The organism is Aquabacterium commune, from assembly GCF_004362855.1.
GTDB lineage: Bacteria > Pseudomonadota > Gammaproteobacteria > Burkholderiales > Burkholderiaceae_C > Aquabacterium > Aquabacterium commune.
The window spans coordinates 29,186-49,227 of record NZ_SNXW01000002.1; the positions used below are offsets into that span (position 1 = coordinate 29,186).

Sequence of the window (20,042 nt, forward strand, 5' to 3'; positions counted from 1 at the left end):
TGTCAGGCAGCCACCAGGCCTCAGCGCTTGATGGCCTGGCGCAAGTTCAGCCCCGACGCCATCAGCGCGCCAAAGTACACCACGCCCGCAGCCACCAGGCAGCCCGCCATCGCGCCGATGCGCCACAGCGGCTGGGCCCGCATGCCGACCCAGTCCAACTGGGTGCTGGCCATCCACAGGCCCACGCCGAGCAAGGCCGTGGCACCGACAACCCGCAGGCCGAACAAGCACCACCCAGGCGACGGCGTGTAGCGCCCGGCACGGCGCAAGCCCACCAGCAGCCAGGCGGAGTTCACCATCGAGCCCAGGCCGATGGACAGCGCCAGCCCCGCATGCCCCAACCAGGGCACGAAAACGGCGTTCATGGCCTGCGTGATGAGCAGCACGGTGATGCCGATGCGCACCGGCGTGCGGATGTCCTGCGTGGCATAAAAGCCCGGCGCCAGCACCTTCACGCCCACCAGGCCCATCAGGCCGACACCGTAGCATGACAGCGCCAGCACCGTTTGCTGCACATCGTGAGGACTGAAGCGGCCATAGTGGTAGAGCACCGCCACCAAGGGCTTGGCAAACACCAGCAAGGCCACAGCGCTGGGCAAGGCCAGCAACAGCACCAGGCGCAAGCCCCAGTCGAGCAGGTCAGAGAACTCCTTCACGTCACCACTGGCCTGCGCCCGCGACAGCTGCGGCAGCAGCACCACCCCGAGCGCCACGCCCAGCATGGCCGTGGGGAACTCCATCAGGCGGTCGGCATAGGTCAGCCAGGACACCGCCCCCGCGCCCAGGTGGGATGCGATCTGCGTGTTCACCAGCAAGGAAACCTGCGCCACCGACACACCCAGCACCGCCGGCGCCATCTGGCGCAGCACGCGCTTGACGCCCGGGTGCGCCCAGGCGCGCCGCCAGGCCGACAGCGACAGGCCGATGCGCGGCACCATGCCGATGCGCAAAAGCGCCGGCACCTGCACGCCCAACTGCAACAAGCCGCCCAGCATCACGCCCATGGCCAGGGCGTACACCGGCTCGACGCCGTGGTCGCGCAGCAGGGGCGCACCGATGGCCGCGGCCGCGATCACCGACAGGTTGAGCAGCACCGGCGTGATGGCCGGCACCGCGAAACGCCCCCAGGTGTTCAAGATGCCCGCGCTCAACGCGACGAGGGACATGAAGCCGATGTAGGGGAACATCCAGCGCGTCATGACCACGGCGGCGTCAAAACCTCCGCTGTCCTTGAGGCCCGAGGCCATCAACCAGACCACCGCGGGCGCGCCCAGCACGCCCAGCACACACACCACCGTCAAGGCGCCCAGCAGCACCGTGCCGACGGCGTTGACCAGGTCGTGTGTGGCCTCGTCGCCCTGGCGGGCGCGACTCTCGGCCAGGATGGGCACGAAGGCCTGCGAGAAGGCGCCCTCGGCGAACAGCCGGCGCAGCAGGTTGGGGATGCGGAAGGCGACGTTGAAGGCGTCGGTCGTGGCGCTGGCCCCGAAGGCCGCCGCGATCAACAGTTCGCGGACCAGCCCCGTGATGCGGGACGCCAGGGTCATCAGGGAGACGATGGACGCAGATTTCAACAGGCTCATCGCCGCATTATAGGAAGCGCCCCGGGCGCTGCCCGCTCATGTCTCTGGACACCGGCCTGGAAACCCGCTATGATCGCCGGCTTTCCATCTTTCACCCTTGTGGGGTGCGAATTGGTGTGCGCCGGTGGGTCGGCGCAGCCAGGCATCCGCAGGGGCGAACAAGCCTCACACAGGCTTCAAAAGGTTGCTCACCATGGCATCTGCATCCAAAGTCAAGAAGACCGTCCGCATCGCTTCGGGCCGCAAGCGCGTCCGCCAGGACGTCAAGCTGAACGCTGCCAACTCGGCCATGCGCTCGAAGTTCCGCACCGCCGTCAAGGGCGTGCTGAAGGCCGTGCAAGCTGGCGACAAGTCACGCGCTGCCGACGCCTTCAAGACCGCTCAATCCGTGATCGACTCGATCGCCGACAAGGGCATCTTCCACAAGAACAAGGCCGCTCGCCACAAGAGCCGCCTGTCGGCCAAGATCAAGGCCATGGCCGTTGCCGCTTGATCACTGACTGACCTGGGCGCCCCACGCAGCGCCCAACAGCAAGGCCCTCCTCGGAGGGCCTTTTTCATGCCTGTTTGAATGCCAAGGCGAGGGCCAAGGCCAGGCGCCGGCCCATCCGGCGGAGCGTCAACGCTTAACGGGGTTGCGCACGTCTGGCAGCAAACACGCGTCCACCACCTGCAGGTCGTTGTCGCGGGCGAAGTTCATGACGAAGTCCCAGGCCATGGGTTCGATGTCGCGCAGGGCCTCGTTGACCACCACGCACTTGACGTTGTCGATGCTGGTGGGCACGCAGTACGGCGAGTAGCCGATGTGGGCCATGGGCCCCGAGGCCACGCCGCCAGGGCGGAAGCAGGACATGGCGCCGGCCAGGCGCTCGGCCCAATCGCTGGGGCGGAAGGTCCTACCGGCGGAGGTCAGGCCCTGGATGAAAACTTCGCGGGGGGGATGGGATCGGTCTGTGGGCGAGGACGTCGACACGGTGGCGCTTCCGACGGGCTGTGCAATGGGTAAATCGACAGTCGCAACGCCAGATTGTGTCTGGCTGCTGCGGAGAACAAGGAAGGCTCCCGGCGGGTAGCCAGGCGGTCGGTCCTTGGGAGACAGGACGCTATTGTCGCGGACAGACGCGCTGATCGCAACTTGGCGGCGCCCATGACCCGGGAATTTGCTGCACCAGGGGATGCAACCCGCGGGCAAACACCTGCCTGCACAGGCGTTTTGCATAGAATGTCCGCAGGCGCAGTGAGGGCTGCGCCGTTTTCATTTCACAGAGAGATTCGCCCATGAACGCCCCCGCCGCCCCCACCGACGTCATGCCCCACGTCATGCCCACCTACGGCCGCCTGCCCATCGCCTTGTCGCATGGCCAGGGCGCCGAAGTCTGGGACACCACGGGCCGACGTTACCTGGACGGCCTCTCGGGCATCGCGGTCAACACCCTGGGACACAACCACCCCAAGCTCGTGCCGGCCCTGCAGGAGCAGGTCAGCCAGATGATCCACTGCTGCAACTACTACCAGGTGCCGCTGCAGGAGGAACTCGCGAAGATGCTGGTCGAGCGCTCGGGCCTGACCAACGTCTTCTTCTGCAACTCGGGCCTGGAAGCCAACGAAGCGGCGCTGAAAATCGCGCGCAAGTTCGGCCACGACAAGGGCATCGACCGCGCAGAGGTGGTGGTTTATGAGAAGGCCTTCCATGGCCGCTCGATCGCCACGCTGTCGGCCACAGGCAACCCCAAGGTGCACGCCGGCTTCGAGCCCCTGGTCGAAGGCTTTGTGCGCGTGCCACTCAACGACATCGCCGCGCTGGAAGAGGTGGCCCGCACCAACCCCAATGTGACGGCCGTGTTCCTGGAGGTCATCCAGGGCGAAGGCGGCGTCAACCCGGCCCGCTCCGACTACCTGCAGGCGGTGCGCGCCCTGTGCGACAAGCAAGGCTGGCTGTTGATGCTCGACGAGGTGCAATGCGGCATCGGGCGCACGGGCAAGTGGTTTGCGCACCAGTGGTCTGGCGTGCTGCCCGACGTCATGCCCCTGGCCAAGGGCCTGGGTTCGGGCGTGCCCATCGGCGCGGTGGTGTGTGGCCCGAAGGCCGCGCACGTGCTCAAGCCCGGCAACCACGGCACGACGTTTGGCGGCAACCCGCTGGCCATGCGCGCCGGCGTGGAAACGCTCAAGATCATGGAGGCCGATGGGCTGATGGCCAATGCCGCCCACGTGGGCGAGCACCTCATGGCCGCCTTGCGCCGCGAGTTCGCAGGTATGCCGGGCGTGGTCGAGATCCGTGGCCAGGGACTGATGATCGGCATCGAACTGGACCGCCCCTGCGGCATCATCCTCAACCGCGCGCTCGACGCCGGCCTGCTGCTCAGCGTGACGGCCGACAAGGTCGTGCGCTTGCTGCCGCCGCTGATCTTCACCACGGCACAGGCCGACGAGCTGGTGGGCATCCTCGCCCCCATCGTGCGCCAGTTCCTGTCCGAACCCCAGGCCTGAGTCACCGCCATGAAGCCCGGAAACAGCCTGATCAAGCACTACCTTCAGTTCAAGGACCTGCGCGCGCCGGAGTACGAGTACCTGTTCCAGCGCGCAGCCCTCGTCAAGCAGCGCTTCAAGAACTACGAGAAGTACACGCCCCTGGTGGACCGCACCCTGGCCATGATCTTCGAGAAGGCGTCCACGCGCACCCGCGTGAGCTTCGAGGCCGGCATGTACCAGATGGGCGGCTCGGTGGTGCACCTGACCACCGACGGCAGCCAGCTGGGCCGCAGCGAGCCCATCGAGGACAGCGCCAAGGTGATCTCTCGGATGGTGGACATCGTGATGATCCGCACCTACGAGCAGACAAAGCTGACGAAGTTCGCGGCCAACTCGCGCGTGCCCGTCATCAATGGGCTGACGAATGAGTTCCACCCCTGTCAGATCCTGGCCGACATCTTCACCTTCATCGAGCACCGAGGCTCGATCCAGGGCAAGGTGGTGGCCTGGGTGGGCGATGGCAACAACATGGCCAACACCTGGCTGCAAGCCGCAGAGCTTTTGGGCTTCACGGTGCACGTGAGCACGCCCAGCGGCTATGAAATCGACCCGACCGTGGCAGGCATCGCCGGCACCGATTGCTACAAGGTCTTCCAGGACCCGATGGACGCCTGCCGCGGCGCCGACTTGGTCACCACCGACGTGTGGACATCCATGGGCTATGAAGCCGAGAACGAAGCGCGCAAGAAGGCGTTTGCCGACTGGTGCGTCGATGCAGACATGATGGCCGTGGCCAAGCCCGACGCCCTGTTCATGCACTGCCTGCCCGCACACCGTGGCGAAGAGGTCGAAGCCGAGGTCATCGACGGACCGCAGTCCGTCGTGTGGGACGAGGCCGAGAACCGCATGCACGTGCAGAAGGTGCTCATGGAGTACCTGCTGCTCGGTCGCATCGGCTGAGGCAGGTCAGCCCGCCCTGCCCTCAGGCGCGGGCAAAGTGGCCGTGCTGGCGGAACAAGCCCATGGCGTCGGCCAGGCGGTCGGCCTGTTGCTTGAGGCTGTCGGCAGCGGCGGCGGTTTGCTCCACCAGTGCAGCGTTTTGCTGCGTGGCCTGGTCCAGCATGCCAATGGTGGTGTTGATCTGGCCGATGCCCAGGTTCTGTTCTGAGCTGGAGGTGGTGATCTGGCCGACCAGTTCGGTCACGCGGCGCACCTGCTCGACGACCTGACCGATGGTCTCGCCCGTGTTGCCCACCAGCAAGCTGCCTGACTCCACCTGCTCGACGCTGCTGGTGATGAGTTGTTTGATTTCTTTGGCCGCCTCGGCGCTGCGCTGGGCCAGGCTGCGCACTTCGGACGCCACGACCGCAAAGCCGCGTCCTTGCTCGCCGGCCCGGGCCGCTTCCACCGCGGCATTGAGGGCCAGGATGTTGGTCTGGAAGGCGATGCCATCGATCACGCCAATGATGTCGGTGATCTTGCGACTGGACTGCTGGATGCCCGACATGGTGGCCACCACGCGGCCGACGGCCTCGCCGCCCTCCACCGCCACGTTCGAAGCCTGCCCAGCCAGGGCATTGGCCTGGTGGGCGTGCTCGGTGCTGGTGCGGATGGTCGCGGCGATCTGATCGACCGACGCAGCGGTTTCCTGGATGCTGGCGGCGGCCTGCTCGGTGCGCAAGCTCAGGGCCAGGTTGCCGGCGGCGATGTCGTTGGACGCGTCGCGGATGGCGTCGGTGGCCTGGCGCACCTGCTCGATGGTGCGGGCGATGTGGCCCAAGGCCTCGCGCAGCTTGTGAGAAGCAGGGTCGTTGGAGCGGGCCGGCGGCAGGTTCAGGTCCACCGCGCCGTCGTTGGACACCAGGTGCTCGGCGATCTCGACGATTTCTTCGGCCGCACGGAACTCGGCCTGGGCGCGGGCGGCCAGGAAGAGCAGCACGCCGCTCTCGGCCACCACGAACAGCGCGTGCTCGACCACCCGCAGGAAGCTGGCCTCGGCAAAGCACATCGGGCCCCAGCCCCAGGCCTGGAACTGGTTGAAGCTCAGGTGGTGGATGGCGATGCTGACCGCGCCCACCAGGATGGGCATGGCGCGGCGATAGACCACCAGGCAGGCCAGGAAGGCGAACACCGCGAAGTGGGCCTCGTTGTGCCCGCGGGACACATGGATCATCAGGCCGACCATGGCCATGCCCAGGAAAGGCAGGGCCGCGCGGCTGAGGGCCCGCTGGGCCCGGCCCATGTAGGCGACCATCACGCTGATGGCCATCAGGGGCACGCCCAGCATCAGCGCGATGCCGACGTTGTCGAAGGTCACGCCGTAGGCCTGGGTGCCCAGGAAGGTCGCGAAGATGGCCAGAAGCACCACAAGGTCGTTGTGGTGCAGGGCGGGTGTTGCGGTTTCTGAGGCGTTCATGCTGGGTTTATCGGCACATGGACCCCCCCCCTTTAAGCCCGTTCGACGTTCTTCGGCGCGTCGCGCACAGAACTTGAGCTAGATCAAAACCGATACGCCAGTCGCAAGCCGCCCCAATGCCGTCCAGCCACCTCGATGGGGGCGGACGCCTCCTTCAGCAGCACGAAGTTGCCACCGCCCATGTCGCGGCGGTAGGTCTGCAGCAGGAAGGGCCGCGTGTTGCGCGCCGAGGCCAGGCCAGTGCGGTCGTTGAAGATGCGTCGCCAGCGGCTGTGGGCGGTGTTCCAGACCACGTCGCCTGGGCGCTGCGGCTGGCAGTACGCGCGGTTGTGGGTGGAGATGTAGCCGTTGCGGTCGGCCGCGATGCAGAACACGACCTGGGGCAGCGCCTTGAGCGCGGCTTCCTGGAAACCGGGAAAGAGCGCATCGCTCAGGGCGTTGAAGGCCGAGGTGTGCTGAGGCGGCTGGCTGCCGGAGAGGGCCTGGTAGTGCTCGTCGAACAGCTGCGCCTGCGAGATGCGACCTTGCGCCAGGGCCTCGCCGAGCGCGTGGGCGATCTGGCCGGCCACCTGCTGGGCCATGTGGATGTAGGGCGTGTCGGAGGTCTCGACGCCACAGGTGGCGATCAATTCCATCAGGCGCTCGGACACCCCCAGCACCGCTTCGCTGCGGCGCGTGGCCGTGCCCAGCACGTCGCGGGTTTGCTGCACCTCCTGCGCCATGCGGCTGACCTGCTGGTTGATGCCGCTGGAGAGCTGCGCGCTGGATTCGGCCGCACTGACGATGCGCTGCACGGCCGCTTCCACACCCAACAAGGCCTGATGCACCCGGCGGCCGCTGTCCGGCTTGCCCTTGCCGGCCTTGCCACCCACCTGACCCACCCCCTGGCCCTCTGGCACCTCCGAGGTGGTGCTCAGGTCGGCCGCCAGCGACTGGATGCGCTGGTCGAGCGTGGCGACCGTGCCCATGATGGCCTTGGAGATCGATTCCACCTGGGTGGACAGGTCCTTGACCGCATCGGCCACCACGCCAAAGCCCAAGCCGGCGTCACCGGCACGCTTGGCCTCGACCGAGGCGTTGAAGGCCACCAGCCGCGTCTGCAGGGCGACCTGGGTGATCTGGCGCGCGGCCTCGGACACCTGGTGCAGCGTGCTGACCACGCCCGTGACCTCGCTGCCGACGTGCTCGACGCTGTCGCGCGCGCGCTGCAGGGCCTGCTGGCTGAGCTGGGTTTCGCTGTGGATGTGCTGCTGCGCCTGGCCGATCTGCTGGGCCTGGTGGACCAGCTCGGTCAGGGTGCCGACCTGGCGCTCGGCCACGGCAGCAGAGTCTTCCAGGGTGCCGCGCAACTGCGCAGCTTCCAGCCCCAGGCCGCTCGTGTCGCGCTGCAGGGTCTGGGCGAGCGCCTGCACACCGGCATCGGTGGATGCGGCGTCAGGGTGCGCGGAGGCACCGGTCTGTGATGCCGTCTGTGATGCCACCGGAGCGGCATCGCGCTTCTTGAACAAGGCCAACATGGGCTTCCTCTTGGAGGGGAAGGCCATCGCCCGAGGGTGCGCTGGGTCTCAGCTCACCACTCTCTGAGCTTGACTCGCAGCCGGGCGATGGACTGGCTGTGAAGCTGACACACGCGCGATTCCGTGACCCCCAGGACCGCTGCGATCTCTTTGAGGTTCATGTCCTGCTCGTAGTACATGCTCATGACGTACTGCTCGCGCTCCGGCAGGTTTTTGATGGCTTCCACCAGCGCGCTGCGCATGCGGTGGTCTTCGAGCAGGCTCAGCGGGTCGTCGCCCTCGGCGGTGACGTGGCGGTCGAGGTAGTCGTTGTCGCCGTCTTCGCCGCTCATGTCTTCCAGGTAGATGAGCTGGGTGCCGCGCACCTTGCCGAGCATCTCCTGGTAGTCGCCGAGGTCCATGCCCATTTCTTTGGCGATCTCGCTTTCCTGCGGCGCGCGGCCGAGCTTTTGCTCCAGGCTGTGCACGGCGCGTTCGATGTCGCGCTGCTGCTTGCGGGTGCCTCGGCTGAGCCAGTCTGCGCCGCGCAGCTCGTCGAGCATGGCGCCGCGGATGCGCTGGGTGGCGAAGGTCTCGAACTGCACGCCCTGCCCTGCGTCGAAGCGGCTGAGCGCGTCGGTCAGGCCGATCATGCCGACCTGGATGAGGTCGTCGATCTCCACGTTGGCCGGCAGCTTGGCGATCATCTGATGGGCCAGGCGGCGCACCAGCGGGCTGTACTGCTTGAGCAAGCTGTTGATGTCAAGGCGTCCTTGGGCGGTGTACGTGCTGGACATGCGGGGCTCCGTGGGCATCAATTGAGGACGGCAGACTGGCGGGCTGGCAGGGCGGCGCCCGGCGAGACCAGGTGGTCGAAGGCGTTGTCGCCCAGGGTGTGGGGCAAGGCACTGCGCAACAAACCGGCGGCCATGTCCATGAAACGGGCGTCGGGGTCGAGCGATGCGGGCTCGAAAGGGTCCAGGCGCAAGGCCGTGCGCTGGGCCACACCCAGGAACTCATCGGCACAACGTGCCAAGCGGGCGATGACCTCGTCGGCCTGTATGCTGCGGCGCGACGCGCACATCAGCAGGTCGTACGCCATCCAGCCGCCGCGCTGGCTCAGCACCTTGACCGCGGCATAGGCATCGGTGAGGCCTTCGGCCATGTCATTGGTGAAGACCAGTGGGCGCAGGTTGGCGTGGCGGCCGCGGCGGGCAAAGATGCGCACCAACTCGCTGGCGGAGGCATGCACCAGCACCACATCGCTTTGCGGAGAGGCATCGGCCAAGGCGTCGAGCAGGCTTTCGCACGAGCCGCGCGCATCGGCGAAAGTCAGGGGCAGACCGCGGGCGGCCATGTAGCTCACTTGCGAGGACAGGCGCTCCACGCCCTCGGCGAGGTCGAATTCGGCGAGTTCGCCAGGCGGGCGGGCCTGCTCAGACGCATCGACCACCAAGGTGTGCAGCCCACAAGCGCCGTAGGCCGCGCACAGGCGCTCCAGCACCAGACCACCGGCCGAGGCGGCACGCGGGTTGGCGACCACCGGGATGAAGCGCAACACACGGGTGGCGAACATCTGGCGCAAGCCCTGCGCCTGGTCAACCGGGTGCATGGCGGGAGGCTTGAGGGTGTGGGCGGTGCTGGCCATGGGGGTGTTCCGCTCAGGCACCACGGGCGGCAGTCAGCATGTCCGCGACGGCGGGCATGGAGGGCGTGGCCAGGATGAGGCTGACCTCGTTGGGGTCCAGGCGGTAGGCGGGGTTCAGGCTGGCACGCATGGCACGGTGCACCAGGGCTTGTGACGAGAGGCGATGCCAATCTTCCGGCACGCGTTGGCCGTTGGCCACACCCAGCACCTTGAGCTTGTGACGAATTAACGCATCCAGCGCCGGACCGAGCTTCACGGCCTCGTCCAGCTTGGACAGGACCACGCCTGCGCACTGCTGCGCTTGGTAGGCGTGCATGACGTCTTCGATGGCGTCGCCCTGGGCCGAGGCGTTGATGACCAGCAGCTTCTTGATGCTGGGGTGCGAGAGCATGTCCAGCAGGTCCTTGGTGCGGCTGTCGCGCTGGGCCATGCCGGCGGTGTCGATCAGGATGAGCTTCTTGCCCGACAGCAGCTCCAGCAGGTCTTCCAGGGCGGCGCGGTCGTGGGCCATGTGCACAGGCACACCGAGGATGCGGCCATAAGCGCGCAGCTGTTCATGGGCACCGACGCGGTAGGCGTCCAGGGTGATGAGGCCGAGGTTGTTGGCGCCGTGCTTGGCAGCGAAGGTGGCGGCCAGCTTGGCGGTGGTGGTGGTCTTGCCCACGCCGGTGGCGCCGATCAGGGCGAAGATGCCGCCCTGGTCTTCGACGGCACGTTCGGTGTCGGCGGTGTTCAGGTTGCGCTGCAGCACCTGGGTGGCCCAGGCGAGTTCGTCGGCCTGGCCATTGGTGACCTCGGCGGGCATGGCGTCCAGCAGCTTGCGGATCAGCACGGTGGAGAAGCCGCCATCCAGCAGGCGCTGGGCCAGGGTGGCTTGCGCCGGGGTGCGGCCCAGCTTGTCGAGGAAGGCCATGGTCTCGAAGCGCTCGGTCACCATGGCGCGCATGGCACGCAACTCGCCCAGCATGACGGCGTTGGCTTCCTGGGCGGCCTTGAGGGCCTCCAGGGTGGCGCGGTCGGCCTGGGGGTTGGCCGCAGCGGCAGGCTTGGCGGCCTGAGGGCGCTGGGCGGCGGCCGGCATGGCAGCCGGCGCGGCGCGGCGGGCGACGACCTGGTCCATGGTCAATTCGGCATGGGCCTGGGCGGCGCGGGGCTGTTGGCGAGGTGGCTGTTGCGACTCTTCCACCACCTGCGTCAGCACCGGCTCGGCGGCCAGGTCCACGGCGGTGGTGCTGGGGCGCGGTGCGGCCTTGGCCGGCTTGGCCGCGGGGTGGGCGGGCTCGGCAAAACGCTGGGTCAGCTGGGCTTCGGGCGTGGCGGCCAGCGCGGGTTCGGTGCGCTGGATGGCGGCCTGGCGGCGCTTGAGCATGCGTTCGCGCACATAGTCCTGGAAGGACAGCGTGCTCATGGCCAGCTGCTTGACGTCTTCCTGCACGTTGTGGGCGATCTGCGAAACAGACTCCGACACCGCCTGCGACACGCTGCGGCCGCTGGCCGAAGCCGCGGGGGCCTCGTCCTGGGGCTCGGCGCGCTCTGCGCGAGCGTCACGGGGTTCGCGGTGGTCCCGCGCAGGGCTGCGGCCACCCGAGGACGACGACATCGACTCGACCGCGGCCATGCCTTCGGCACCCATCGCCAGAATCTCGATGCCACCTTCCGATGCGGGTTTGGTGGACAGCACGATGGCCTCGTCACCCAGCGCAGCCTTGACCTTTTGCATGGCCTCGCGGCTGTTGCGTCCAATGAAGCGTTTGACGTTCATGCGTGGCCTCCGATCAGGGTACCGATGCGAATCGAATGGGTCTCAGGGATCTCGCTGTGTCCCAGCACCTTGAGACGGGGTGCGGCGCGCTTGAGCAGTCGGGCCACCGAGGGGCGGATCAGGTCGGGCACCAGCAGGCAGGCCGGCTGGCCCATGTTCTCCTGGCGCTGCACGGCTTCGGCGGCCTGGCGGGTGAGGTGGTCGGCCACGCCGGGGTCCAGCATCGGGCCGTTGGCCGAGGTCAGGGCTTGCGTCAGCAGGCGCTCCAGGTCGGGCTCGATGGCGATGACGTCCAGCTCTTTGACCGGGCCGTAAATCTGCTGGACGATGGCCGGGGCCAGGCCCACGCGGATGCGGCGCGACAGCTCCGACGGGTCGTTGACCAGGTTGGGCGCCATGGCAGCCTGCTCGGCGATGGTTTCGATGATGGAGCGCATGTCGCGGATGTGCACGCCTTCCTCCAGGAGGAGCTGGAGCACTTTCTGCAGGGTTGCGATGCCGACCATCTTGGGTACCACGTCTTCGATCAGTTTCGGGGCCAGCTTGGTCACATGCTCGACCAGTTGCTGGGTCTCGACGCGGCCCAGAAGCTTGGCGGCGTGGAGTTGCATCAAGTGTGAAAGATGGGTGGCCACCACGGTCGAGGGATCAACGACGGTGTAGCCGGCCATTTGCGCGGCATCGCGCTGGCGCTCCTCGACCCACACGGCGGGCAGGCCGAAAGCGGGGTCCACGGCCTGGGTGCCAGCGATCGGGTTGGTGACGTGGCCGGGGTTGATGGCCATCAGCATGTTGGGGAAAACCTCGCCCTCGCCCACCACGGCACCGCGCAGGGTGATGCGGTAAAAGCTGGGCTTGAGCTCCAGGTTGTCCTTGATGTGCACAGAAGGCGGCAGGAAGCCGACCTCTTGGGCGAACTTGCGGCGCACGCCCTTGATGCGGGTCAGCAAGTCGCCGCCGCGGTCCTTGTCCACCAGCTGGATCAGGCGGTAGCCCACTTCCAGGCCGAGGGTGTCCACCGGCTGCAGGTCTTCCCAGCTGGCTTCGCCATTCGGATTGGGCGCGGCCTGGGCGGGGGCCTCGGACGGCGGCGGGGCGTTCTTGGCGGCTTCCTGCTTGAGGTGGGTCTTCCAGGCCAGCCAGCCCAGGCCACCGGCGACGGGCAGGAAGACGATGGAGGGCATGCCCGGGATCACACCCAGCATGCCGATGATGCCGGCGGCCACGCCCAGCACCTTGGCGTTCTCGAACATCTGGCCAATGATCTGGCCGCCGATGTCCTGCTCCTTGCCGACGCGCGACACCACCATCGCGGACGCCACCGAGATCAGCAGCGCCGGGATCTGCGCGACCAGGGCGTCGCCCACGGCCAGCAGGATGTAAGAGCTGGCGGCCTCGGAGGGCGACAGGCTGTGCTGCACCACGCCGATGACGAAGCCACCGATGATGTTGATGAACAGGATCAGGATGCCGGCGACCGCGTCACCGCGCACGAACTTCGAGGCACCGTCCATGGAACCGTGGAACTCGGCCTCTTCTCCGACTTCGCGGCGGCGCTTCTTGGCCTCTTGCTCGTCGATCAGGCCCGCGCCCAGGTCGGCGTCGATGGCCATCTGTTTGCCGGGCATGGCGTCCAGGGCGAAGCGCGCGGCGACTTCGGCGATGCGCTCCGAGCCCTTGGTGATCACGATGAAGTTGATGACCACCAGGATGGCGAAGACGATCAGACCGACGGCGAAGTTGCCACCGATCAGGAAGTGGCCGAAGGACTCGATCACCTTGCCCGCGGCGCCCGCGCCGGTGTGGCCTTCGAGCAGCACCACCCGGGTGGAGGCCACGTTCAGCGACAGACGCAACAGCGTGGTCAGCAGCAGCACCGAGGGAAAGGCCGCGAAGTCCAGCGGACGCAGCATGGTGGCCGCCACCATCATCACCATCAGCGACATCGCGATGTTGAAGGTGAAGAACAGGTCCAGCACGAAGGGCGGCAGGGGCAGCACCATCAGGGCCAGCACGCACACCACGACGACGGGCGCGGCCATCATCTGGAAGCGCTTGGGATCGTTGCCGGTGATGGCCTGGAGCTTTTGCAACAGCGGGTGCATGAGGGCACATCCTTACAAAGGGTTGCAAGGATTGTTTTCCGCGCGGGGCCCAAGCTTTAGCGAGATAAGCAGGGGTGGTCTGCTGCTATTCCGGGGGGCTTTCGTGGGGTGAAAGCCTCACCCCTGACACCCCTCGCGACGGCCCGTGACGGATGTCACATCAGCCGGCCGCGGTGGCTGCGCGCTGGGCCCGGGCCGCCCGGGCGGTCTTCGACGCCGGGTGGTGCGGGTCGAGCTCGTTGGGCACGTCCAGGTCGGGCAGGTTGCCCGGCATGGCGCCCTGGCCGGTGAGGGCCTGCTTGAGCTGATAGACATAGGCCAGCACCTGGGCCACGGCGCTGTAGAGCGCCACGGGCACCTCCATGTCGAGCTCGGTGTGGGCGTAGAGGGCACGCGCCAGGGGCGGCGCCTCCAGCACGGGCACGCGGTGCTCGACGGCGAGGTCGCGGATCTTCAGCGCCAGCAGGTCGGTGCCCTTGGCCACCACACGGGGGGCGCCCATGCTGCCCTCTTCGTACTTCAGCGCCACGGCATAGTGGGTCGGGTTCATGACCACCAGGTCGGCCGTGGGGATGGCGGCCAGCATGCGCTTCTTGGTCATCTCGCGCATCTTCTGCTTGATGCGGCCCTTGACCTCCTGGTTGCCTTCCTGCTGCTTGAACTCTTCCTTCATCTCCTGGTGGCTCATCTTCATCTTCTCGGCGAAGAGGAACTTCTGCAGGGGGAAATCGATGATCGCGAAGAAGGCGACGACCAGCAGCATGGAGCCGATGACCTCGGCCAGCGTCACGCCCAGGGTGTGGATGGCGGCCGGCAGGGGCATGGCCAGCAGGTTGGCCATGCTGGGCCAGACCTTCATCAGGAAGGTGATGCCCGCGGCGCCCAGCACCAGCCCCAGGGCCGAGGCCTTGAGCGCGTCCACCATGTGCGCCTTGGAAAACAGGTTGGCGATGCCCTGGATGGGATTGAGCTTGCTGAACTTGGGGCTGATGATCTGGAAGGACATCACCCAGCCGCCCGCCGCCACCGAGGCCGCCACCGAGCCCAGCGCCACGGCCAGGCCGAAAGGCACGGCCACCATCAGCCACTGGCTGGCCCACACGCCCACGCGCTCCAGCATGAAATCGGGGTTGGCCACGGTGCGGGCGTCGAAGCGCAGGCCGGCCTGCAGCAGCTTTTCCATGTGCGACATCCACACCGGCGTCAGCCCCAGCAGGGCCGCGGTGGCCGCCAGCAGGACGAGGAAGTGCCCCAGGTCCTTCGAGCGGACGACCTGGCCTTCCTTGCGGGCGTCGGCCAGTTTTTTGGCCGAGGCTGGTAGCTGCTTGTCTTCTGAGCCTTCGGACATGGGGGTGCGTCACGCGGGACGTGGTGGGAGGGCTGGAAGGGATTGTTCCCCTCCCAGGTGCGCCCCATGGGTCGGATAAGCGGGGCGCGAGGTGGCTTGTTCGGGGCGCGTTTCGCGGGGTGGAAGGTGCCCGACGCTGGCGCAAGCGCCGCTGCGCGGGCCCTCGCCCGAATCACTCGGTGCGCCGCGCAGTTCGGGTCGGGCGCAAGGTTGCGGCACCTGGCACGCCGGCCGAAACAGGCGGTGTGCCGGCCGTTCTGGCTTGCTCGCCGGGTTCCCTAGGTGCGGCACGTCACCCAGATTCAGCGGCGCGCCACCCTTTGCCACTGGCGCGCCGCGCGGATCGGGGCGCGCGCAAGGCCTGCATGCCCGACGCGCCGCTGGCAACGGGCGATGGCCCGAGCTCTGGAGGCGGCAGGCCGAGTTCAGCGGGCGACGCCCGACACACACCGCGCGGCGAATGCACCTGGATGGTGCGATGGTCGTGCGTGGCGGCCGTCAGGCCAAGCGAAATGCGGCGACGCTGCGCCATCGCCCAGCACGCACCGCCCCACGGACGTCACCCGCGCCGGTTGGCGCTCGGCGCTCAGGGCTTCGAAGCCATCTCCTGACCGAGGCGCGCCTGCGCCTGGCCAATGGCCTCGTCCTGCGACAGCTTGCGCGTCTTCATCAACTCGGCGGCATCGTCGAGCAAGCGCTGTTGCAGCGCCTCCTCCTGGCCGAACAGCGCCTCGGCGCGCTCGCCAAAGTACTGGGCGCGCAAGGCCTTGAGCGTCTGCAGTTGCTGGCGGGCCTCGTCCAGCGAAGGGCTGTCGGACGTGGCCCCAATGGCCGTGGTGAGCGCCTGGTTGTACTGGGCGTACTGCTCGTACAGGCCGCGCGCCTCGCGCTGCGCCTGGGCCGGCAGCGTCTGAGTCGCCTCGGTGATTTTCTGCAAGGCCTCGTCTCGGCCGTACAGCCCGGTGAGGCGTTCGATGTCCACGCCGGCTTGGGCGTCGATGTGCAAACCGCCACGGGCATTGGCCTTGAACACAGGGGGTGCGATGTGGTCCAGGGGTGACCTCGGCTGGCCGTCAGGCAGCATGGCCCAGGGGTTGGCACCAGCGGGCCTGGACGTCCCCAGGCCGGGCGTGGCCTGCATGGCCGCCGACAGGCCACCAGCGGCATCGGGTGCGGCGGCATCGGACACCCCGGGGCGTCCGTGCAGCCACAGCGCGGTGCCCGCTGCCAGCGCCACGGCGACCAGCGCCAGTGCCGCGAACTGCCGGCGCTTCATGGACCGAGCTTCAGAACGGCCCGGTGGACACGAAGGTCGCCCAGGCGGCGTCCTGACCGTTCAGGAAGGGGCTGTAGGCCGTGTTGCCGTCGGCAAAGCGCTTGACCCAGGCGATGTTGGTGTAGCTGGCCGGCTCCACCGCCTTGTTGGGGAAGAAGTGGTCGGCGCCCTGGATCACGCCCAGCAGCTTGCGCGTGGTGGCGGGGATGGCGTTGTAGAAGGGCTGGGAATGGCTGGCCACCGAAGCGACGGTGTCGGCCGTGCCGCCGATGATGGCCGAAGGCACCGTGATGGCCTTGTACTTGGTGGACGACAGGTTCCAAGGCGCATAGGCCACCGCCGCCTTCAGGCCGGGGGTGGAGGCCGCGGCCTCCAGCGTGCCGCCACCGCCCATGGACCAGCCCGACACCACCTGGCGGGTGACGTCGATCTTGCCGGCCACGGGGCCGGTGGTCACGGCAGAGGCCGCCTTCAGCGCGGCCAGCAACTGGGAGGCGCGGCTGGAGGGGAAGTCCAGCAGCGTCTTGGTGCCGATGGTCACGACCACGAAGCCGTGGGTGGCCAGGCGCTTGCTGATCTCGGTCATCGAGGACTCGGCCGAGACGAAGCCCGGCACCACCGCCACCAGGGCGTACTTGCCCGCGGCGTTGGGCGAGTAGATGGTGCCCTTGCCAAAGCCCGAACCCGGGATGGTCTGCGAGGACACGGCGTAGGGGCCGTCTTTCTGGAGATCGGCGAGCGACTGCGCCTGGGCGGAGGTGCCGAGGCCCAGGCAGGCGATGGCCAAGGCGGCCGCGGTGTGCTGGAGTGTCATGGTGGCTCTGTGTGAGGTGGTGGATTTCACCCAGCACGGAAGCCAGGCGCACGCAATTCATGGAACGCCTCGCGTTCGATGCATGCACGAGTATGTGCGCGCTGACAGACAGGCCCCATCCGGACATCCACGACGTCCGTTCAGGGGGGGCACCCCGTCCGGACGCTCACGCCATGTTGGCTGGCACCACCGTCCACTGCTGGCGCACATCGCCCTCGCCGTTGATGCTTTCCATGTGCACCGGGAAACCCCACAGGCGGGCCACGTGCTTGAGCACCTCGCGGGTGGCGTCGTGCAGCGGTCGATCGTTGTGCTGGGTGTGGCGCAGGGTCAGCGAGCGGTCGCCGCGCAGGTTCACGCTCCACACCTGGATGTTGGGCTCGCGGCTGCCCAGGTCGTACTGGTGGGACAGCGACTCGCGCAGCGCGCGGTAGCCCGCGTCGTCGTGGATGGCGCTGACCTCGTACGCCTTCTCCTTCTCGTCGTCGCGGATGGCGAACAGGCGGAAGTCGCGCATCACTTTCGGCGACAGGTACTGGCCGATGAAGCTCTCGTCCTTGAAGTTGCGCATGGCGTAGTCCAGCGTGGGCAACCAGGCCAGGTCTTCCGGCGGCTTGCCTTCGGCGCAACCGGCGAAGTCGGGGAACCAGGCGCGGTCTTCCGGTGTGGGCTTTTCGCAGATGCGCTTGAGGTCGGTGTACATCGCAAAGCCCAACGCGTACGGGTTGAGCCCGCTGTAGGCGCGGTGCCCGACCGGTGGCTGATAGACCACGTTGGTGTGCGACTGCAACCACTCGATCATCATGCCGTCGCTCAGGTGACCGTCGTCGTACATGGTGTTGAGCAGCGTGTAGTGCCAGAACGTGGCCCAGCCTTCGTTCATGACCTGCGTCTGGCGCTGCGGGTAAAAGTACTGCGCCACCTTGCGCACGATGCGCACGATCTCGCGCTGCCAGGGCTCCAGCAGCGGCGCGTTCTTCTCGATGAAGTAGAGGATGTTTTCCTGCGGCTCGGGCGGGAAGCGGCGCACCGACTCCTCCTCGGGCCGGTCGGCCTTGCGCGGCAGGGTGCGCCACAGGTCGTTGACCTGCTGCTGCAGGTAGGACTCGCGCTCCTCGCGGCGGGCCAGTTCCTTGTCCAGCGAAAGCTTGCCCGGGCGGCGGTAGCGGTCCACGCCGTGGTTCATCAGCGCGTGGCAGGAGTCCAGCAGTTCTTCCACCGCGGCCACGCCATGGCGCTCCTCGCAGCGGGCCACGTAGTTCTTGGCATAGACGAGGTAGTCGATGATGGAGCCGGCGTCCGTCCACATCCGGAACAGGTAGTTGCCCTTGAAGAAGCTGTTGTGGCCGTAGGCCGCGTGCGCGATCACCAGGGCCTGCATGGCCATGGTGTTCTCCTCCATCAGGTAGCTGATGCAGGGGTTGGAGTTGATGACGATCTCGTAGGCCAGGCCCATGTGGCCGCGGCGGTAGTTCTTCTCGGTGGCGATGAACTCCTTGCCATACGACCAGTGGCGGTAGTTCACCGGCATGCCCACGCTGGCGTAGGCGTCCATCATCTGCTCGGCGGTGATGATCTCCAGCTGATTGGGGTAGGTGTCGAGCCGGTAGCGCTCGGCCGTGGCGCGGATGACGTCGTGGTACTGCTCGATCAGCTCGAACGACCAGTCCGACTGCCCGGGCAGCGGATGTTCAGCCCGAAGATGTTCTGCCCTCTTCATGCGTCCACCCCTTCCTTCTTGAACAGCTCGCGGAACACCGGGTAGATCTGCGAGGCGTCCAGCACCTTGCGCATGGCGAAGTGCTTGTGCGTCTCGGACAGGCCCATGTACTCGTCCCACAGGTTCTGCTCGGTCTGCGCCACCTGCACATAGGCGAAGTAGCGCACCAGCGGCAGGATCTTGTCTTCCAGGACCTCGCGGCAGCGCGCCGAGTCGTGGTGCCAGTTGTCACCGTCCGAGGCCTGGGCCACGTACAGGTTCCACTCGTTGGTGGGGTAACGCGCCTGGATGATCTCGTCGAGCAGCACCAGGGCGCTGGACACCACCGTGCCGCCGGTTTCGGTGGCGTGGAAGAAGTCCTGCTCCGAGACCTCCTGCGCCTGCGTGTGGTGGCGGATGAAGACGAGCTCGATCTTGTCGTAGTGCCGCGTCAGGAACAGGTAGAGCAGGATGAAGAAGCGCTTGGACAGCTCCTTGCGCTGCTCGTCCATCGAGCCTGAGACGTCCATCACGCAGAACATCACGGCCTTGGTGGTGGGCACGGGCACCTTGACGCGGCTGCGGAAACGCAGGTCGATGGGGTCGAGGAAGGGGATGCCCTTCATGCGACCGTGGAGGTGCTGAAGTTGCGCTTCGATGTCCTCGATCTCGGCAGCGTGCTTGCGCACCAGGGCGTCGTCGCCCGCTTCCTGCTCGGCGCGCAAGGCGGCCAGGCGCGCTTCCAGCTCCTGGATCTCACGGCGGCTGGACGCCCCGAGCGCGATGCGCCGGCCCAGCGCCCCGCGCATGGAGCGCACCACGTGCAGGTTGTTGGGCGTGCCATCGCTGCTGAAACCGGCGCGGTGGCTCTTCCACTCGGGCACCTCGGCCAGGGCCGTGCGCACGAGGTTGGGCAAGGCCAGGTCCTCGAAGAAGACCTGCATGAACTCCTCCTTGCTCAGCGAGAAAACGAAATCGTCCTCGCCTTCGCCGGAATCACTGGCCTCACCCTGGCCCTGCCCTTGGCCCCCACCGCCCTGCGGCTTGTCGATGCGGTCGCCGCGCACGTACTCCTTGTTGCCCGGGTGCACCACCTCGCGGCTGCCGCCCTGGCCGTGGCTGAAAACGGGCTCGGACAAATCCCGCTTGGGGATGGCGATGTCCTCGCCCTTCTCGATGTCACGGATGCTGCGGCCATTGATGGCGCGCTGCACCGCATCGCGGACCTGGTCCTTGTAGCGACGCAGGAAGCGCTCGCGGTTGCCGATCGATTTGTTCTTCCCCGCGAGCCGTCGGTCGATGATGTGTTGACGTGTCATGCGCAGTTCGCCGTTTCTGAATCAAGCGGCTACCAGGGATCCGGCTTTGCCGGGCCCTTGGTGGCGCCCCCTTGCAGGGGGAGCGCCGAAAGGCGCTCGGGGGT

General features: G+C 67.3%; 16 protein-coding genes. 3 read left to right on the plus strand and 13 right to left on the minus strand.

The features are described 5' to 3' along the window. Positions 1-20: 20 nt before the first annotated feature. The gene (gene murJ, locus EV672_RS04010; protein WP_133606568.1) at positions 21-1,583 is read right to left on the minus strand and encodes a murein biosynthesis integral membrane protein MurJ; all 1,563 of its coding nucleotides are present in this window, start codon (positions 1,581-1,583) and stop codon (positions 21-23) included. Positions 1,584-1,776: 193 nt separating this feature from the next. On the opposite strand from murJ, the gene rpsT reads away from it, so the two are divergent. Further along, a complete protein-coding gene (gene rpsT / locus EV672_RS04015) occupies positions 1,777-2,076 on the plus strand; it encodes a 30S ribosomal protein S20 (protein WP_133606570.1) in 300 nt (99 codons plus the stop codon). A gap of 126 nt (positions 2,077-2,202) precedes the next feature. Here the strand turns inward: rpsT and EV672_RS04020 are convergent, their stop codons facing one another. Beyond that, on the minus strand, positions 2,203-2,556 hold the full coding sequence (locus EV672_RS04020; protein WP_133606572.1) for a DUF3579 domain-containing protein: 354 nt from the start codon (positions 2,554-2,556) through the stop codon (positions 2,203-2,205). Between the two features lie 305 nt (positions 2,557-2,861). On the opposite strand from EV672_RS04020, the gene EV672_RS04025 reads away from it, so the two are divergent. Then, complete coding sequence (locus tag EV672_RS04025) at positions 2,862-4,073, plus strand: aspartate aminotransferase family protein (RefSeq protein ID WP_133606574.1); 1,212 nt, start codon at positions 2,862-2,864, stop codon at positions 4,071-4,073. Positions 4,074-4,082: 9 nt separating this feature from the next. Then, on the plus strand, positions 4,083-5,015 hold the full coding sequence (gene argF, locus EV672_RS04030; protein WP_133606576.1) for an ornithine carbamoyltransferase: 933 nt from the start codon (positions 4,083-4,085) through the stop codon (positions 5,013-5,015). A gap of 22 nt (positions 5,016-5,037) precedes the next feature. Here the strand turns inward: argF and EV672_RS19205 are convergent, their stop codons facing one another. The 11 genes from EV672_RS19205 to EV672_RS04085 form a co-directional block, all read right to left on the minus strand. After that, positions 5,038-6,471 (minus strand): methyl-accepting chemotaxis protein, encoded by a 1,434-nt coding sequence (locus EV672_RS19205; protein ID WP_133606578.1) that lies wholly within the window; start codon positions 6,469-6,471, stop codon positions 5,038-5,040. A gap of 83 nt (positions 6,472-6,554) precedes the next feature. Further along, the gene (locus tag EV672_RS04040) at positions 6,555-7,988 is read right to left on the minus strand and encodes a methyl-accepting chemotaxis protein (protein WP_133606580.1); all 1,434 of its coding nucleotides are present in this window, start codon (positions 7,986-7,988) and stop codon (positions 6,555-6,557) included. Between the two features lie 53 nt (positions 7,989-8,041). After that, a complete protein-coding gene (locus EV672_RS04045) occupies positions 8,042-8,764 on the minus strand; it encodes an RNA polymerase sigma factor FliA (RefSeq protein ID WP_133606582.1) in 723 nt (240 codons plus the stop codon). A gap of 17 nt (positions 8,765-8,781) precedes the next feature. Continuing rightward, positions 8,782-9,615, minus strand: coding sequence for a MinD/ParA family ATP-binding protein (locus EV672_RS04050; RefSeq protein WP_133606584.1), 834 nt, complete (start codon positions 9,613-9,615; stop codon positions 8,782-8,784). Positions 9,616-9,628: 13 nt separating this feature from the next. After that, entirely contained in the window at positions 9,629-11,377 is a 1,749-nt protein-coding gene (flhF, locus tag EV672_RS04055) for a flagellar biosynthesis GTPase FlhF (RefSeq protein WP_133606586.1), read from the minus strand. Then, positions 11,374-13,482: a flagellar biosynthesis protein FlhA gene (gene flhA, locus EV672_RS04060; RefSeq protein ID WP_133606588.1), complete on the minus strand. Its 2,109-nt coding sequence runs from the start codon at positions 13,480-13,482 to the stop codon at positions 11,374-11,376. The genes flhF and flhA overlap by 4 nt, the downstream gene beginning before the upstream one ends. 160 nt (positions 13,483-13,642) lie before the next feature. Beyond that, positions 13,643-14,830, minus strand: a complete 1,188-nt coding sequence (flhB, locus tag EV672_RS04065) for a flagellar biosynthesis protein FlhB (RefSeq protein ID WP_133606589.1) — start codon at positions 14,828-14,830, stop codon at positions 13,643-13,645. 586 nt (positions 14,831-15,416) lie between these two features. After that, entirely contained in the window at positions 15,417-16,106 is a 690-nt protein-coding gene (locus EV672_RS04070; RefSeq protein WP_133606590.1) for a lipase secretion chaperone, read from the minus strand. 10 nt (positions 16,107-16,116) lie between these two features. Then, positions 16,117-16,920 carry a poly(ethylene terephthalate) hydrolase family protein gene (locus tag EV672_RS04075; RefSeq protein ID WP_133606591.1) on the minus strand — a complete coding sequence of 268 codons (804 nt, stop codon included), beginning with the start codon at positions 16,918-16,920 and terminating at the stop codon, positions 16,117-16,119. Between the two features lie 166 nt (positions 16,921-17,086). Further along, complete coding sequence (locus EV672_RS04080; RefSeq protein WP_133606592.1) at positions 17,087-18,640, minus strand: SpoVR family protein; 1,554 nt, start codon at positions 18,638-18,640, stop codon at positions 17,087-17,089. Further along, complete coding sequence (locus EV672_RS04085; protein WP_133606593.1) at positions 18,637-19,938, minus strand: YeaH/YhbH family protein; 1,302 nt, start codon at positions 19,936-19,938, stop codon at positions 18,637-18,639. Before EV672_RS04085 ends, EV672_RS04080 begins: the two co-directional genes overlap by 4 nt. Positions 19,939-20,042 lie beyond the last annotated feature (104 nt).

What these genes read in the sequence shown, in the direction of transcription:
- murJ (WP_133606568.1), bottom strand. Translation starts at nt 1,583, where the DNA reads ATGAGCCTGTTGAAATCTGCGTCCATCGTCTCCCTGATGACCCTGGCG.
- rpsT (WP_133606570.1), top strand. Translation starts at nt 1,777, where the DNA reads ATGGCATCTGCATCCAAAGTCAAGAAGACCGTCCGCATCGCTTCGGGC.
- EV672_RS04025 (WP_133606574.1), top strand. Translation starts at nt 2,862, where the DNA reads ATGAACGCCCCCGCCGCCCCCACCGACGTCATGCCCCACGTCATGCCC.
- argF (WP_133606576.1), top strand. Translation starts at nt 4,083, where the DNA reads ATGAAGCCCGGAAACAGCCTGATCAAGCACTACCTTCAGTTCAAGGAC.
- EV672_RS19205 (WP_133606578.1), bottom strand. Translation starts at nt 6,471, where the DNA reads ATGAACGCCTCAGAAACCGCAACACCCGCCCTGCACCACAACGACCTT.
- EV672_RS04040 (WP_133606580.1), bottom strand. Translation starts at nt 7,988, where the DNA reads ATGTTGGCCTTGTTCAAGAAGCGCGATGCCGCTCCGGTGGCATCACAG.
- EV672_RS04045 (WP_133606582.1), bottom strand. Translation starts at nt 8,764, where the DNA reads ATGTCCAGCACGTACACCGCCCAAGGACGCCTTGACATCAACAGCTTG.
- EV672_RS04050 (WP_133606584.1), bottom strand. Translation starts at nt 9,615, where the DNA reads ATGGCCAGCACCGCCCACACCCTCAAGCCTCCCGCCATGCACCCGGTT.
- flhF (WP_133606586.1), bottom strand. Translation starts at nt 11,377, where the DNA reads ATGAACGTCAAACGCTTCATTGGACGCAACAGCCGCGAGGCCATGCAA.
- flhA (WP_133606588.1), bottom strand. Translation starts at nt 13,482, where the DNA reads ATGCACCCGCTGTTGCAAAAGCTCCAGGCCATCACCGGCAACGATCCC.
- flhB (WP_133606589.1), bottom strand. Translation starts at nt 14,830, where the DNA reads ATGTCCGAAGGCTCAGAAGACAAGCAGCTACCAGCCTCGGCCAAAAAA.
- EV672_RS04070 (WP_133606590.1), bottom strand. Translation starts at nt 16,106, where the DNA reads ATGAAGCGCCGGCAGTTCGCGGCACTGGCGCTGGTCGCCGTGGCGCTG.
- EV672_RS04075 (WP_133606591.1), bottom strand. Translation starts at nt 16,920, where the DNA reads ATGACACTCCAGCACACCGCGGCCGCCTTGGCCATCGCCTGCCTGGGC.
- EV672_RS04080 (WP_133606592.1), bottom strand. Translation starts at nt 18,640, where the DNA reads ATGAAGAGGGCAGAACATCTTCGGGCTGAACATCCGCTGCCCGGGCAG.
- EV672_RS04085 (WP_133606593.1), bottom strand. Translation starts at nt 19,938, where the DNA reads ATGACACGTCAACACATCATCGACCGACGGCTCGCGGGGAAGAACAAA.